The following is a 15,109-nucleotide window of genomic DNA, read 5'->3' on the forward strand; positions in this document are numbered from 1 at the left end:
CGATACACGAGATCAGATACAGATCCGAGAGGCGCGCATGACCTCTGTGCCCATTCCGATCCCGTCCCGCACGCAGTTCGTGCTGGAGGGGATCAAACACCGCATCCTCACCGGGCAGTTGTCCCCGGGGCAGGCCCTGGTCGAGACCGAGCTCGCCGCGCGGTTCGGGGTGTCGAAGACACCCGTGCGCGAGGCGCTCAAGACCCTGGCCGGTACCGGGCTCGTCGTGATGAACCAGTACAAGGGCGTCACGGTGCGCATGGTGGACGCGGACATGGCGCGCGAGGTGTACGACGTGCGGCTGCTGCTGGAGCCGGAGGCGCTGCGGCGGACCGTACGGCGCGAGGCGTCGCTCGACGCCGCGCGCGACGCGCTGACCCGCGCCGACGACGCCTCCGACACCGCCGAACGCTCGCTCGCCAACCGGGAGTTCCACCGCGCCCTGTACGTCTCCTGCGGCAACCCGCTGCTCGGCCGGATGCTCGACGAAGTGCGTGACCAGGCCGCTCTCGTGTCGGCGGTCGCCTGGGCCGCCGACCCGTCCTGGGAGCGCGAGGCCGGCGAGCACCGGGAGATCCTGCGTCTCGCCCTCGACGGTGACGCCGACGGCGCGGCCCGCGCGCTGCACGCCCACATCGAGTCGTTCGTGCGACGGGCCTTCCCCGAGACCCAGGAAGAGGTTGGACAGGAATGACAGCGACGTACGAGACCCAGCGGGCGGCGCTCGCCGAGGTCGTGGCGATCCCCGTGACCCCCTTCACGGAGGACGGGACGATCGACGGCGACACCCACCGGGCCCTGCTGCGTCGGCTGCTCGACGGCGGCATCCGTACCCTCACACCGAACGGCAACACCGGTGAGTTCTACGCTCTGACCCCCGAAGAGCGGCAGCTCGTCACCGAGTTGACGATCGACGAGGCCGGCGACCGCGCCGCCGTCCTGGTCGGGGTCGGACACGACCTGCCGACCGCCGTCGCCTCCGCCCGGCACGCCCGGGAGCTCGGGGCGCGGATGGTGATGGTCCATCAGCCCGTGCACCCCTACGTCTCGGAGGGCGGCTGGGTCGACTACCACCGTGCCATCGCCGAGGCCGTGCCGGAGCTGGGCGTCGTGCCCTACATCCGCAACCCGGTGCTGCCCGGCGCCCGGCTCGCCGACCTCGCCGACGTCTGCCCGAACGTGATCGGAGTGAAGTACGCCGTCCCGGACGCGGCCCGCTTCGCCGCCTTCGCCAGGGACGCGGGGCTCGACCGGTTCGTGTGGGTCGCGGGCCTCGCCGAACCGTACGCCCCGTCCTACTTCTCGGCCGGTGCCACGGGCTTCACCTCGGGCCTCGTGAACGTCGCACCGGCCGTCTCCCTGAACATGATCGAAGCCCTTCGGGCCGGTGACTACCCGGCCGCCATGAAGGTCTGGGAGCAGATCCGCCGCTTCGAGGAGCTGCGCGCGGCGAACACCTCCGCCAACAACGTCACCGTGGTCAAGGAGGCCCTCGCCTCGCTCGGCCTGTGCCGCCGCGAGGTCCGCCCGCCGAGCACGCTGCTGCCCGAGTCCGAGCGCGCGGAAGTCGCCGCCATCGCCGCGGGGTGGTCCATATGAGCCAGGGAAGAGGGGCGCCGAAGCGCCCCGAGGAGCTCCGGAGCCATCAGTGGTACGGCAGCGGCGTCTCGTCGGGTCTGCGCTCCTTCAGCCACCGGGCCCGCACCCGCCAGCTCGGCTACCTTCCCGAGGAACACCTCGGCAAGCCGGTCATCGCGATCCTGAACACCTGGTCCGACATCAACCCCTGTCACGTCCATCTGCGCGACCGCGCGCAGGCCGTGAAGCGGGGGGTGTGGCAGGCCGGGGGCTTCCCGCTCGAATTCCCGGTCTCCACTCTCAGCGAGACCTTCCAGAAGCCGACCCCGATGCTCTACCGCAACCTGCTGGCGATGGAGACCGAGGAACTGCTGCGCTCGTATCCCGTCGACGGCGCGGTACTGATGGGCGGCTGCGACAAGTCCACGCCCGCCCTGCTCATGGGCGCCGCGTCCGTCGACCTGCCCGCCGTCTTCGTGCCCGCCGGGCCCATGCTGCCCGGACACTGGCGGGGCGAAGTCCTCGGCTCCGGCACCGACATGTGGAAGTACTGGGACGACAAGCGCGCCGGACTCATCGGCGAGTGCGAGATGACCGAGCTGGAGAGCGGGCTCGCGCGGTCCCCGGGGCACTGCATGACCATGGGTACGGCGTCCACGCTGACGGCTGCCGCCGAGGCGCTCGGGGTGACCGTCCCCGGCGCGTCCAGCATCCCCGCCGTCGACTCCGGGCACGACCGGATGGCGGCCGCGGCGGGCCTGAGGATCGTCGAACTCGTCCGCCAGGACCGGAAACTGTCCGACATCCTCACCGCGGACGCGTTCGAGGACGCGGTGACGACCGTCCTCGGGCTCGGCGGCTCCACCAACGCCGTGATCCATCTGATCGCCATGGCGGGCCGGGCGGGCGTCACCCTCACGCTCGACGACTTCGACCGCATCGCGCGGACCGTGCCGGTGCTCGCGAACGTCCGGCCCGGCGGCCGGAAGTACCTCATGGAGGACTTCCACTTCGCCGGCGGACTGCCCGGGTTCCTGTCGCGGATCACCGATCTGCTGCACCTGGACCGGCCGACGGTGTCGTACGACAGCATGCGCGAGCAACTGGCCGGCGCCCAGGTGCACGACGACGACGTCATCCGCACCCGGCACAACTCGGTCGCGGCCGAGGGCGGAGTCGCCGTACTGCGCGGCAACCTCTGCCCCGACGGCGCCGTCATCAAGCACATCGCCGCCGAGCCGCACCTGCTCAAGCACACCGGTCCCGCGGTCGTCTTCGACGACTACAAGACCATGCAGCGGACCATCAACGACCCGTCGCTCGGCATCACGGCGGACAGCGTGCTGGTGCTGCGGGGCTCCGGGCCCAAGGGCGGTCCCGGCATGCCGGAGTACGGGATGCTGCCCATCCCCGACCATCTGCTGAAGCAGGGGGTACGGGACATGGTGCGGATCTCCGACGCCCGGATGAGCGGCACGAGTTACGGCGCCTGTGTGCTGCACGTGGCGCCCGAGTCGCACATCGGCGGACCGCTCGCCCTGGTACGCACCGGGGACACGATCACCCTCGACGTCGAGGCGCGGTCACTCCAACTCAACGTGCACGACGAGGAGTTGGAGCGGCGCAGGGCACAGTGGACGGCGCCGCCCGAACGGTACGAGCGCGGGTACGGGGCGCTCTACAACGAGCAGATCACCCAGGCGGACACCGGCTGCGACTTCGCTTTCCTGGCCCGGCCGGGGAAGGTGCCGGACCCGTACGCGGGCTGAGCGTGCCCGCCAGGGCCGCTCTCCCCTGAGCACCAACGGCCAACATCTGCCCAGCATCTGATCGATCGTCCGGTCGACATCTCGAACGGTGGACGGCAAGCGCTTCACCCATGTGTACGTAGCAAGCGCTTCCTGTCAGCACGGCAAGCGTTCCACGGCACCCGCCAGAACGGAGAACAGTCATGGCCCAAGCCGCAGTCGTGGCGAAACAGCCCGCGCCACCCCGGCGGCGCCGTGGCTCGGCGACGCCCCGCAAGCTCCCGTATCTGCTGATCGCCCCGGCGGGCCTGCTGATGCTGGGCTTCATCGCCTACCCGGTCATCAGCGTCTTCTACTACAGCCTGCAGAACTACAACCCCACCAAACCGTGGCGCAACGGCTTCGCGGGCTTCGACAACTTCACCCACGCCTTCACCAGCGACCCCCAGTTCTGGGACACGCTGACCTTCAGCGCCAAGTGGGTCTTCGTCGAGGTCGGCCTGCAACTGCTCTTCGGGCTCGCGCTCGCACTGATCGTCAACCAGACCTTCGTGGGACGGGCCGTCGGCCGCGCGCTGGTCTTCTCGCCCTGGGCCGTCTCCGGTGTGCTGACCTCCGCGATCTGGGTGCTGCTCTACAACTCCCAGACCGGCATCACCCGTTACCTGGCCGACGCGGGCATCGGCCAGTACGGCACCAGCTGGCTGTCGGACACCTCCACCGTCTTCCCGGCGGCCGTGGTCGCCGACCTGTGGCGCGGTGTCCCCTTCTTCGCGATCCTGATCCTCGCCGACCTCCAGTCCGTCTCCAAGGACCTGTACGAGGCCGCCGAGGTCGACGGCGCCAGCCGCTTCCGGCAGTTCCTGCACATCACACTGCCGCACCTGAAGGACGCCATCATCCTGTCCACCCTGCTGCGCGCGGTGTGGGAGTTCAACAACGTCGACCTGCTCTACACGCTGACGGGCGGTGGTCCCGCGGGCGAGACGACGACCCTCCCGCTCTACATCGCCAACACCGGCGTCGACGCCCACAACTTCGGCTACGCGTCCGCCCTCACCACGGTCGCGTTCGTGATTCTGCTGTTCTGTTCGGTCGTCTATCTGCGACTGAGCAAGTTCGGAGGCGGGGACAAGTGATCACCAAGGACGCCACGATCAGCGCCCCCACGGCGCCCGCCCCGCCCGCCGAGGAGCCCCGGCAGCGCCCGGGAAGGAAGCGCCGCGCCTGGGACGAGGTCCCCCGCCGGCACATCTACCTTCCGCTCTCCCTCTACCTCCTCTTCACCCTGATCCCCTTCTACTGGATCCTGCTCTTCGCGCTCCGCCCGGCCGGCTCGACCTCGCTCGTGCCGTGGCCCGTGACCTTCGACCACTTCGACAAGGTGTGGAACGACCGCAGCTTCGGGACCTACTTCCAGAACAGCGTGCTCATCGCCGTCGCCACGCTGGTGATGACGACCCTCGTCGCCCTCGCCGGCGGGTACGCCCTGGCCCGCTTCGACTTCAGGATCAAGCGCGGCTTCATGCTGGCGCTGCTCTGCTCCCAGTTCGTGCCGGGCGCACTGCTCCTGGTCCCGCTCTTCCAGATCTTCGCCAAGCTCCAGATGATCAACTCGCTGGGCAGCGTCATCATCGCCGAGACGGTCTTCCAGCTGCCGCTGTCGATGATCCTCATCAGCGGGTTCATCAGGAACGTCCCGTACTCGCTCGAAGAGGCCGCCTGGGTCGACGGCTGTGACCGCTTCACGGCCTTCCGGATCGTCGTCCTGCCCCTGCTGCGGCCCGGGCTGATCGCCGTCGGCTCCTTCGCCTTCGTGCACGCCTGGAACCACTTCCTGTTCGCCCTGATGTTCCTCAGCGACCAGAGCAAGCAGACCATCCCCGTGGGACTCAACACGCTGATGAGCTCCGACAGCGTCGACCTGGGCGCGCTCGCCGCGGGCGGCATCATCGCGGCCGTCCCCGTCGTGATCGTCTTCGCCTTCATCCAGAAGTGGCTGATCACCGGGTTCAGCGCGGGGGCGGTGAAGGGATGAGCACGCCCGCCAAGGAATTCCCGTCGAGCACGCCCACCAGGAAACCGCCGCTGCCCGTCGTTCTCGCGGGTGCGCGCGGCCACGGCCGCTGGCACCTGGAGAACATCCGCCGGCTCCAGGACCAGGGGCTCGTACGGCTGGCGGGCATCTGCGAGCTGACCCCGCTCAGTGCGGAGGAACTGAACGGGCGAACGGTCGAGCAGTCGGCCGACTTCGGCGCCCTCCTCGACTCCACCGGGGCCGCGATCGCCGTGATCTGCACGCCCATCCCCACCCACACCGACCTGGCGCTGATCGCCGCGGGCAAGGGCGTACACCTGCTCCTGGAGAAGCCGCCCGCGCCGTCGTACGCCGAGTTCCGCCGGATGGCCGACGGGGTCGCCGCGGCCGGGGTCGTCTGTCAGATCGGCTTCCAGTCGCTCGGCTCGCACGCCGTGCCCGCGGTCCGGGAACTGATCGCGCGGGGTGTGATCGGCCAGGTGGCCGGGATCGGCGGGGCGGGCGCCTGGGCGCGCGACGAGGCGTACTACCGGCGGGCACCCTGGGCGGGCAGGCGCCGGCTGAACGGCGTGGACGTGATCGACGGGGCGCTCACCAACCCCCTCGCGCACGCCGTCGCCACCGCCCTCGCGCTCAACGGGTCCACCCGCGCCGAGGACGTCACCGCGATCGAGACCGAGCTGCTGCACGCCAACGACATCGAGTCCGACGACACGTCCTGCGTACGGATCAGCACCCCGCGGGGCCGGGTCACCGTCGCCGCCACGCTCTGTGCCGAGCGGCCCGGCGAACCGTACGTCCTGGTGCACGGCAGCAGCGGCCGGATCACCTTCTGGTACAAGCAGGACCGCGTGCTGGTGCAGCGGTCCGGGCACGGCCCGGAGGAGATCGAGTACGGCCGCACGGACCTGCTGGAGAACCTGGTCGCGCATCTGACGGAGGGCGCCGAACTGCTGGTCGCGCCGGATGCGACGGGTGCCTTCATGAAGGTGGTGGAGGCGATCCGGCAGGCGCCGGACCCGCTCGCGCTGCCCGCCGACGCCTGGAAACCGCTCCCCGAGGAGAACCGCCGGGTCGTGCCCGGCATCGACGGACTCGTGGCGGCCGCCGCCGACACCCTCGCCCTCTACTCCGAGCTCGGCGCCTCCTGGGCCCGGCCGGACCAGGCCCCGAACGACGTTCGAAGCGACGTCCCGAACAAGGCCGCGAACAAGGCCGCGAACAAGGTGGGAAACGAGGTGAGCACCCCATGAACCACGCGCAGAGCACCGACTCGCTCGTCCTGCGGGTCGCGGGCCGCCCGGTCGGCCGGTACGTCACCCGGCCCGAACTGGCGCCCCGGTTCTCGCCACGCCCCTACCTCCACCCGGTCACCACCCTGGCCGGCACGGCGGTCACCGAGCTCAGCCCCGCCGACCACACCCACCACCTCGGCGTCGGTGTCGCCGTTCCCGACGTCGAGGGGCACAACTTCTGGGGCGGTCGCACCTATGTCCGCGACCAGGGACCCACCGAGCTGGCCAACCACGGCGCCCAGCGGCACGCCGGGTTCCAGCTGCGCGACCCGGACGGCTTCGTGGAGGAGCTGCGCTGGGTGGCCGCGGGCGGCGAGCTGCTGCGCGAGCGCCGTACGGTCGCCGTCGCCGAACTCACCCACTCCGCCTGGGCGCTGGACTTCACCTTCTCCCTCACCAACACGACCACACGCCCCCTCTCGATCGGCAGCCCGGCCACCAACGGGCGGCCCGGAGCGGCCTACGGCGGCTTCTTCTGGCGGGCCCGCAAGGAAGCACAGGCGCCGCGCGTCCTCACCGCCGACACCGAGGGCGAGGCGGCGGTCCACGGGGCCCCCGCCGACTGGCTCGCCCTCGTGGGCGCGGGCTGGACCCTCGTCTTCGCCGGGGCCACCGCGGCGACCCGCCGCGACCCCTGGTTCGTGCGCACCACCGAGTACCCGGGCGTCGGCTCCTCCCTCGCGCACACCGAACGGCTGCCGATCCCGGCCGGGGAGACGGTCGTACGCCGGGTCGTCACCGTCGTCGCGGACGGCGCCCTCGGCAGCGGCGAGGCCGCGGCGCTGGTACGCAAGGCGGTGAGCCCCTGATGGCGCCGGCCTTTGCCGACCTCGGCGACGGCACCTACCGCAACCCCGTCCTCGACGCCGACTGGTCGGACCCCGACCTCCTGTGCGTGGGCGACGACTTCTACCTGACCGCCTCCAGCTTCGGCCGCGTACCGGGCCTGCCGCTCCTGCACTCCCGCGACCTGGTCAACTGGACGCTCGTCGGTCATGCCCTCCAACTCCTGGAACCCGCGGGGGAATTCAGGAAGCCCAGGCACGACTGCGGGGTGTGGGCGCCGTCCCTGCGGCACCACGACGACCGCTTCTGGATCTTCTGGGGCGACCCCGACCACGGCATCTTCCAGGTCAACGCCCCGGAGATCCGGGGTCCCTGGACCCGGCCGCACCTGGTCAAGGAGGGCAAGGGCCTCATCGACGCCTGCCCGCTGTGGGACGAGGAGACCGGCGAGGCGTATCTCGTGCACGCCTGGGCCAAGTCCCGCGCGGGTGTGAACAACCGGCTCACCGGCCACCGTATGCGCCCCGACGGCACCGGGCTGCTCGACGAGGGCAAGGTGATCATCGACGCGGACCGGATCCCGGGCTGGTTCACCCTCGAAGGGCCCAAGGCCTACCGGCACGACGGCTGGTTCTGGATCTTCGCACCCGCCGGGGGAGTGAAGACCGGCTGGCAGGGCGCCTTCCGCTCACGCGGCTTCTTCGGCCCGTACGAGGAGCGGGTGGTGCTGGAGCAGGGGGACACCGAGGTCAACGGTCCCCACCAGGGCGGCTGGGTGCGCACGAGGGCCGGCGAGTACTGGTTCGCGCACTTCCAGCAGCGCGGGCCCTACGGGCGTGTCGTCCACCTCCAGCCGATGCGCTGGGGCGATGGGGGTACCTCCCGCGGGAGCGAAGCCGACAGTGGGGGAAGCTGGCCGGTGCTCGGTGACGAGGGCGCCCCCGTCGCCGTACACCGGAAGCCGCGACTGCCACCGCAGCCGCCCTCCGCGCCCGCCACCGACGACGACTTCCCCGGCGGCAGGTTCGGACGGCAGTGGCAGTGGACCGCCAACCCGCAGGACGGCTGGGCCACCCAGCACTCGGGGGACGGGCTGCGGCTGAGCTGCGTACGGACGGTGGACGTGTGCGACCTGCGCAAACTACCGAACGTCCTCACCCAGCGGCTACCCGGCACTCCGGCCACCGTCGAGGTGGAGCTGCGTCTCGACAGCGAGCAGCCGGGGGCGCGGGCGGGGCTCGCGGTGCTCGGGGACGCCTTCAGCTGGATCGGGCTCCAGCGGGAGGCTGACGGGTCGGTGCGGCTCGTGCACCGGTTCGCCGAGCCGGTCGCCGAGCCGGAGCGCGACGCCGCGCATCCGCGAGAGGCGCCCGAGGGGCGGGCCCGGCTGTGGATCGAGAGCGGGGCGGGGGCGCGCTGCCGGTTCTCCTACGACGTCGGGGGCGGCCGGACGCCCTCCGGCCAGGTCTTCGCCGCCACCCCCTGGCGCTGGGTCGGCGCCCTGCTCGGACTTTTCGCACTCGCGCCCGCCGGCGGGGGACACGCCGGCGCGGCCTCGTTCACGCGGTTCCGCATCACCAGTTCCTTCCGCTGACAAGACCCCACAACCCCGTTGGATCCAGAAGAAGAGAGCCGATCAATGAAGATCAACATCCACAGAACCGGGCGTGCCGCGACGGTCGTCGCCCTGGGCTCCGTGCTTGCGCTCACCGCCACCGCCTGCGGCGACAACGGCAGCGGCGCGGCGGGCGACAAGGGCACCGAGGGCTCCGGCAAGGGCGAGATCACCTTCTGGGACAACAACGGCGGTGTCCGCACCGACATCTGGAAGCAGATCATCGCGGACTTCGAGAAGAAGTACCCGGACATCAAGGTCAAGTACGTCGGCATCCCGGCGGCGAGTGCCCAGTCGAAGTACGACACCGCCATCCAGGGCGGCGGCCTGCCCGACGTCGGCGGCGTGGGTACCGCGATGCTCGCCGAGGTCGCCGTCCAGGGTGCGCTGGAGCCGCTGGACAGCCGGCTCAAGGGGAGCTCGCTGAACGGCAAGCTGAGCCAGAACCTGCTCGACGTCAGCCGGGCCGCGGGCGGCGGTGACACCCTGTACCAGGTGCCGACCTCCGCCAACAACGGCACGCTGTGGTACCGGACGGACCTGTTCAAGGCGGCGGGACTGGACGCCCCGACCACCTGGTCGAAGTTCTACGACGCCGCCGACAAGCTCACCGACACGGGCAAGAACAAGTTCGGCTTCACCATCCGGGGCGGCGAGGGGGCCATCGCGCCGGCCCTCGACGCGGTGTACGGCCAGACCGGCATCACCTCGTTCTGGAACGGCGACAAGACCACCGTCAACGACCCGAAGAACGTCGCGGCCCTCGAGAAGTACATCGCCCTGTACAAGAAGGACACCCCGTCCGCCGACGTCAACAACGACTTCACCAAGATGGTCGCCCAGTGGGACAGCGGCACCATCGGCATGCTCAGCCACAACCTCGGCTCCTACCAGGACCACCTGAAGGCGCTGGGCGCGGAGAAGTTCCGCGGCATCCCGAACCCGACGCGGGACGACGGCACACGCGTGCAGGTGTCCAACCCGGTCGACGGGATGAGCCTGTTCAAGTCCAGCAAGAACAAGGCGGCCGCCTGGAAGTTCATCGAGTTCGCCCTCTCGGCGGCGGAGAACTCCAAGTTCAACGAGTCGGCGGGACAGGTCCCGGCGAACACCGACGCCGCGAAGGACGCGTGGATCCAGAAGGCCGAGCCCACCAAGCTGGCCGCGGAGGCGCTGAACGGGGCCGGCACCAAGATCGTGCAGCTGCCGTACTACCTGCCGGACTGGAACACGATCTCCAAGTCCGACAACGAGCCGAACTTCCAGAAGCTGCTGCTCGGGAAGACGAGCGCGAAGCAGTTCCTGGACACGCTGGCCGATCAGTTGAACAAGGCGCAGGCGGACTGGAAGACGAACCACTGAGAACTCGGGTGGTTCGGTCGGTTTTTGGCTGCGGGACCGTTGTGGCTGGTCGCGCCCACGCGGCGGAGCCGCACATTGATACAGCCCCGCGCCCCTAAAGACGGGGCGCGGGTCCCCCCTCTGCTTGAAAGGCACACGTTCGTGTCCCTTACGCGTAGACAGGTCACCTCGGCGGCCCTTGCCGCCGTTCCCGTTGCCCTTGCGGCAACCGGCACCGCACAAGCCGCCCGGCGTCGCCGCACCCTCTACATCGCCGGTGACTCCACCGCCGCCCAGAAGTACGCCGACGCCGCGCCGGAGACCGGCTGGGGGATGGCGTTGCCGTTCTTTCTGCGGGAGCACCTGGAAGTCTCCAACCACGCCGCGAACGGGCGGAGTTCGAAAAGTTTCGTCGACGAGGGGCGGCTCGGCGTCATCCTCGGGGCGATCTGTCCCGGCGACTTCCTGCTCATCCAGTTCGGGCACAACGACGAGAAGAGCGCCGACCCGACGCGCTACACCGAGCCCTGGACGACGTACCAGGACTACCTCTGGCAGTACATCGACGGGGCGCGGGCCCGTGGCGCGCGGCCGGTGCTCGCCACCTCCGTCGAGCGCAGAAAGTTCGACGCGGACGGCAACGCGGTGGCGACCCACGGCGACTACCCGGCGGCGGTGCGCGCCCTCGCCGAGGAGGAGCACGTGGCGCTGCTCGACATCCAGGCCCTGTCGATCGCCCTGTGGCAGCGGCTCGGTGTCGAGGAGACCAAGAAGTACTTCAACTGGACCGCGACCGAGCAGGACAACACCCACTTCAACCCGCCGGGTGCGATCGCGGTGGCCCGTCTCGTCGCGGCCGAGCTGCTGCACCGCCGGGTGCTGGCACACCGGGACGTGCGCCGGCTGGACGAGGAAGTCCCCGAGTCCTGGATCACCTGGCCGGACGCCACCGCGTAACCCCCTTCCACAGAACCTCCGCCAGAAGGAGAGCCGCACAGTGAACACACAGAAATGGCATGGACATGCCACAGCAAGGCCGGTGACGACGGCCCTGCTGGCCGGTTGCACCGCTCTGGCCCTCGCCGCCACCGGCACCGCCGCCCAGGCCCAGGCCCGGACGGGCGACCTCGGCCGGGGGACCCTTGCCGCCGGTGACGGCTGGGGCTCCGACGGCACGGGTACCTCCGGCGGCGCGGCGGCCGACGCCGCGCACGTGTACACCGTCACCACCTGGGCCGAGTTCAAGGCCGCGCTGAAGAACGGCGGCACCGCCCCGAAGATCATCCGGGTGAAGGGCACGATCGACGCCAACGCCGAAGGCTGCGAATCCTTCGCCGCGCCGGGCTACGACTTCGACGCCTATCTGCAGAAGTACTCGCCGGAGAACTGGGGATACGGCACCAACCTGGACGCCGAGCCCGACGACAGCCCCGAAGGCCTGCGCCGCGCCTCCGCCGCCGGCCAGGACACCGCCATCAAGGCGGAGATCCCCGCCAACACCACCCTCGTCGGCCTCGGCAAGGGCGCGGGGTTCAAGGGCGCCAGCCTCCAGATCAAGGCCGTGGACAACGTCATCGTCCGCAATCTCACCTTCGAGAGCCCGCTCGACTGCTTCCCGCAGTGGGACCCGACCGACACCTCCGTGGGCAACTGGAACTCCGAGTACGACAGCGCGGTGGTCTACGGCTCCACGCACGTCTGGCTGGACCACAACACCTTCACCGACGGGGACCACCCCGACAGCACGCTGCCCACGTACTTCGGCCGGATCTTCGAGCAGCACGACGGCGAGCTGGACATCGTCAAGGGCGCGGACTACGTGACCGCCTCCTGGAACGTCTTCGCCGACCACGACAAGACGATCCTCGTCGGCAACAGCGACAGCGCGTCCACCGCCGCGGTCGACCGGGGCCACCTCAAGGTCACCTTCCACCACAACCTGTTCTCGAACCTCGTCGAGCGCGCGCCCCGCGTCCGCTTCGGCCAGGTCGACTCGTACAACAACCACTTCGTCGCGGGCGACGGCTACTCCTACAGCTACGGCATCGGCATGGAGTCCCAACTCGTCGCCGAACACAACGCGTTCACGCTGCCCGCAGGGGTCAGCGCGGCGACCGTCCTGAAGAAGTGGAAGGAGGCGCCGCTCACCGCCGCGGACAACTACGTCAACGGGGCGGCCACCGACCTGATCGCCGTGCACAACGCGGAGATCCCGGCGGAGACGCTGCAGTCCGGGGCCGGATGGACGCCGACCCTGCGGACGAGGGTCGACTCGCCCAGGGCGGTGCCGCGGATCGTGGACCACGGGGCGGGCGCCGGAAAGATCTGCTGACCCGGCTCCGGTCCAGCCCTCCCGGTCAGGCCGGAGCGGCACCGCACCGCCCACCACCCAGGGCGCGCCGCTCCGGCCCCTCGTCCCTCCCGCAGAGCCCGCGCGGCTTCTGAGCCCCGCGGCACAGCGAAGGAGCATCGCCATGCTCTCCCGCACCACCACACCCCGCCCTGCCGTCCCCAGCCGGAGAACCTTCCTCGTCGCCGGTGCCGGAGCCGCTCTCGCGCTCGGCCTCGCGACTGACGCGCGGGCCCAGGCGCGGCCCCAGGAGAAGTCCCCCTTCGGGCGCCACGGTTCGCCGTCCGCCCGGCTCACCGAGCGGACCCTGTACGTCCACGCCGGCGGCCTCGGCGACCACACCACCGTCCAAGCCGCCGTCAGCGCCGTGAGCGGGGCCGGATACACGCTGGTCATCGCGCCGGGAACGTACCGGGAGACGGTCGCCGTCGGTGTCGACCGTACGGAGATGACCTGGATCGGCGCCTCCGGGGACCCGCGAGACGTCGTCGTCGTGTACGACAACGCCAACGGCACCCCGAAGCCCGGCGGCGGCACCTACGGGACCACCGGGTCGGCCACCACCACCGTGCAGGCCGACGGGTTCACCGCCCGCGCGATCACCTTCGCCAACGACTGGCTGCGCGCCGACCATCCCGAGATCACCGGCACCCAGGCGGTCGCCGTCAAGGTGCAGGGCGACCGCTCGGCCTTCGTGGGGTGCCGGTTCCTGGGCCACCAGGACACGCTGTACGCCGACTCGACGGCGCTCGGCACCTTCGCCCGCCAGTACTACCGCGACTGTTACGTCGAGGGTGACGTGGACTTCGTCTTCGGCCGGGCGACCGCCGTCTTCGAGCGCTGCCACTTTTGCACCCTGAACCGCACGGACCTGACGGCCGCCCCGTACGGCTTCGTCTTCGCCCCCTCCACCGCGCTCGCCAACCCGCGCGGCTACCTGGTCACCCACGGCCGGGTCAGCAGCCAGGCCCCGGACGCGTACTACAAGCTCGCCCGCCCCTGGGTGCCCGGCTCGGACACCACCGCCCGGCCGATGCTGACCGTCCGCGAGACCCGCCTCGCCGCCGGGATCGACGCGGTCGCGCCCTATACCGACATGGCGGACACCTACCCCTGGCAGAGCCAGCGCTTCGCCGAGTACCGGAACACGGGTCCGGGCGCGGTGATCAGCGTCCCGCAGAACCGTCCCCAACTGAGCCACGACGAGGCCGAGTCGGCGACCCGGGAGGCGTATCTGGGCGACTGGACGCCGTGGAAGGGGTGCTGAGATGCGCCGACGCGCCTTTCTCACCACGGCCGGTGCGCTCACCGTCCTCGGCGCGGCTCCCGCCTTCGCGGGCGGGCGCCGGGTGCTGCACGTCCGCCACGGTGACTCCGTCCAGGCCGCCGTGGACGCGGTGACAGGCGCCGGCCGGACGATCGTCGTGCACCCGGGCACGTACCGGGAGGTCGTGAACATCCCCGCCGACAAGGCCGGCCTGACGCTGCTCGGCGCCACCCGCGACCCGCGCGACGCCGTCATCGTCTTCGACCGCGCCAACGGGACCCAGAAGCCGGACGGCTCCGGAACGTACGGCACCGCGGGCTCCGCCACCTTCACCTCCGCGGCGCCGGGGCTCACCGTGCACGGGCTGACGCTCGCCAACGACTGGCTGCGCGCCGACCACCCGGACATCACCGGGACACAGGCGGTGGCGGCGTACGTCACCGGGGATCGCGCGTCCTTCACCCGCGTCCGCCTGCTGGCACACCAGGACACCCTGTTCGCGGACACGACGGCCCTGACCGCCTTCGACCGCCAGTACTACCGCGACTGTTACGTCGAGGGTGACGTGGACTTCGTCTTCGGGCGGGCCACCGCCGTCTTCGAGCGCTGCCACTTCCACACCCTCGACCGGGACGTCACCTTCAGACCCGAGGGGATGGTCTTCGCGCCCTCCACGGCCCGCGCCAACCCGCACGGCTTCCTGGCCCTGCGCGGCCGGGTCACCTCCGGCGCGCAGGACGGGGCGTACAAGATCGCGCGGCCGTGGGTGCCGTCGTACGAGACGACGGCCTGGCCGTCCCTGGTCGTACGGGAGACGGAACTCGGCCCCGGCATCGACGCGGTGGCGCCCTACGTAGACATGCGCGAGGCCTACCCCTGGCAGTCCATGCGCTTTCGCGAGTACCGCAACACCGGCCCCGGCGCGGCGATCACCGTGCCGGAGAACCGTCCCCAGCTCACGGACACGGAAGCCGTGTCGCACACGCGTGCGGCGTATCTCGGCGACTGGTGCCCGTGATGTCCCCGAAGAAAGCCCCGAAGAAAGCCCCGAAGAAAGCCCCGAAGTAGTCCACCCACCTTAGGGAACCCCA

At 70.6% G+C, this 15,109-nt stretch carries 13 protein-coding genes; all 13 read left to right on the forward strand.

Annotation, left to right across the window (positions count from 1 at the left end):
* Positions 1 to 37 precede the first annotated feature (37 nt).
* The 13 genes from ACIQTP_RS23180 (at position 38) to ACIQTP_RS23240 (ending at position 15,036) form a co-directional block, all read left to right on the forward strand.
* Positions 38 to 694, forward strand: coding sequence for a GntR family transcriptional regulator (locus ACIQTP_RS23180; protein WP_403402437.1), 657 nt, complete (start codon positions 38 to 40; stop codon positions 692 to 694).
* On the forward strand, positions 691 to 1,599 hold the full coding sequence (locus ACIQTP_RS23185; protein WP_403402440.1) for a dihydrodipicolinate synthase family protein: 909 nt from the start codon (positions 691 to 693) through the stop codon (positions 1,597 to 1,599). Before ACIQTP_RS23180 ends, ACIQTP_RS23185 begins: the two co-directional genes overlap by 4 nt.
* Entirely contained in the window at positions 1,596 to 3,347 is a 1,752-nt protein-coding gene (gene araD, locus ACIQTP_RS23190; protein ID WP_403402443.1) for an L-arabinonate dehydratase, read from the forward strand. The genes ACIQTP_RS23185 and araD overlap by 4 nt, the downstream gene beginning before the upstream one ends.
* A gap of 182 nt (positions 3,348 to 3,529) precedes the next feature.
* The gene (locus ACIQTP_RS23195) at positions 3,530 to 4,465 is read left to right on the forward strand and encodes a carbohydrate ABC transporter permease (RefSeq protein ID WP_403402445.1); all 936 of its coding nucleotides are present in this window, start codon (positions 3,530 to 3,532) and stop codon (positions 4,463 to 4,465) included.
* Positions 4,462 to 5,364, forward strand: coding sequence for a carbohydrate ABC transporter permease (locus ACIQTP_RS23200; protein WP_403402448.1), 903 nt, complete (start codon positions 4,462 to 4,464; stop codon positions 5,362 to 5,364). Before ACIQTP_RS23195 ends, ACIQTP_RS23200 begins: the two co-directional genes overlap by 4 nt.
* Entirely contained in the window at positions 5,361 to 6,617 is a 1,257-nt protein-coding gene (locus tag ACIQTP_RS23205) for a Gfo/Idh/MocA family protein (RefSeq protein ID WP_403402450.1), read from the forward strand. Before ACIQTP_RS23200 ends, ACIQTP_RS23205 begins: the two co-directional genes overlap by 4 nt.
* The gene (locus tag ACIQTP_RS23210; protein ID WP_403402452.1) at positions 6,614 to 7,468 is read left to right on the forward strand and encodes a PmoA family protein; all 855 of its coding nucleotides are present in this window, start codon (positions 6,614 to 6,616) and stop codon (positions 7,466 to 7,468) included. Before ACIQTP_RS23205 ends, ACIQTP_RS23210 begins: the two co-directional genes overlap by 4 nt.
* On the forward strand, positions 7,468 to 9,039 hold the full coding sequence (locus ACIQTP_RS23215; RefSeq protein ID WP_403402454.1) for a family 43 glycosylhydrolase: 1,572 nt from the start codon (positions 7,468 to 7,470) through the stop codon (positions 9,037 to 9,039). Before ACIQTP_RS23210 ends, ACIQTP_RS23215 begins: the two co-directional genes overlap by 1 nt.
* Before the next feature lie 45 nt (positions 9,040 to 9,084).
* Positions 9,085 to 10,422 (forward strand): ABC transporter substrate-binding protein, encoded by a 1,338-nt coding sequence (locus ACIQTP_RS23220; RefSeq protein ID WP_403402456.1) that lies wholly within the window; start codon positions 9,085 to 9,087, stop codon positions 10,420 to 10,422.
* A 141-nt stretch (positions 10,423 to 10,563) separates the two neighbouring features.
* Entirely contained in the window at positions 10,564 to 11,358 is a 795-nt protein-coding gene (locus ACIQTP_RS23225) for a rhamnogalacturonan acetylesterase (protein WP_403402459.1), read from the forward strand.
* A gap of 40 nt (positions 11,359 to 11,398) precedes the next feature.
* Positions 11,399 to 12,733: a polysaccharide lyase family 1 protein gene (locus ACIQTP_RS23230; RefSeq protein WP_403402462.1), complete on the forward strand. Its 1,335-nt coding sequence runs from the start codon at positions 11,399 to 11,401 to the stop codon at positions 12,731 to 12,733.
* Positions 12,734 to 12,875: 142 nt separating this feature from the next.
* Positions 12,876 to 14,018, forward strand: a complete 1,143-nt coding sequence (locus ACIQTP_RS23235; protein WP_403402465.1) for a pectinesterase family protein — start codon at positions 12,876 to 12,878, stop codon at positions 14,016 to 14,018.
* Position 14,019: 1 nt separating this feature from the next.
* Entirely contained in the window at positions 14,020 to 15,036 is a 1,017-nt protein-coding gene (locus ACIQTP_RS23240) for a pectinesterase family protein (protein ID WP_403402468.1), read from the forward strand.
* Positions 15,037 to 15,109 lie beyond the last annotated feature (73 nt).

The organism is Streptomyces sp. NPDC090798 (assembly GCF_044768965.1).
GTDB lineage: Bacteria > Actinomycetota > Actinomycetes > Streptomycetales > Streptomycetaceae > Streptomyces.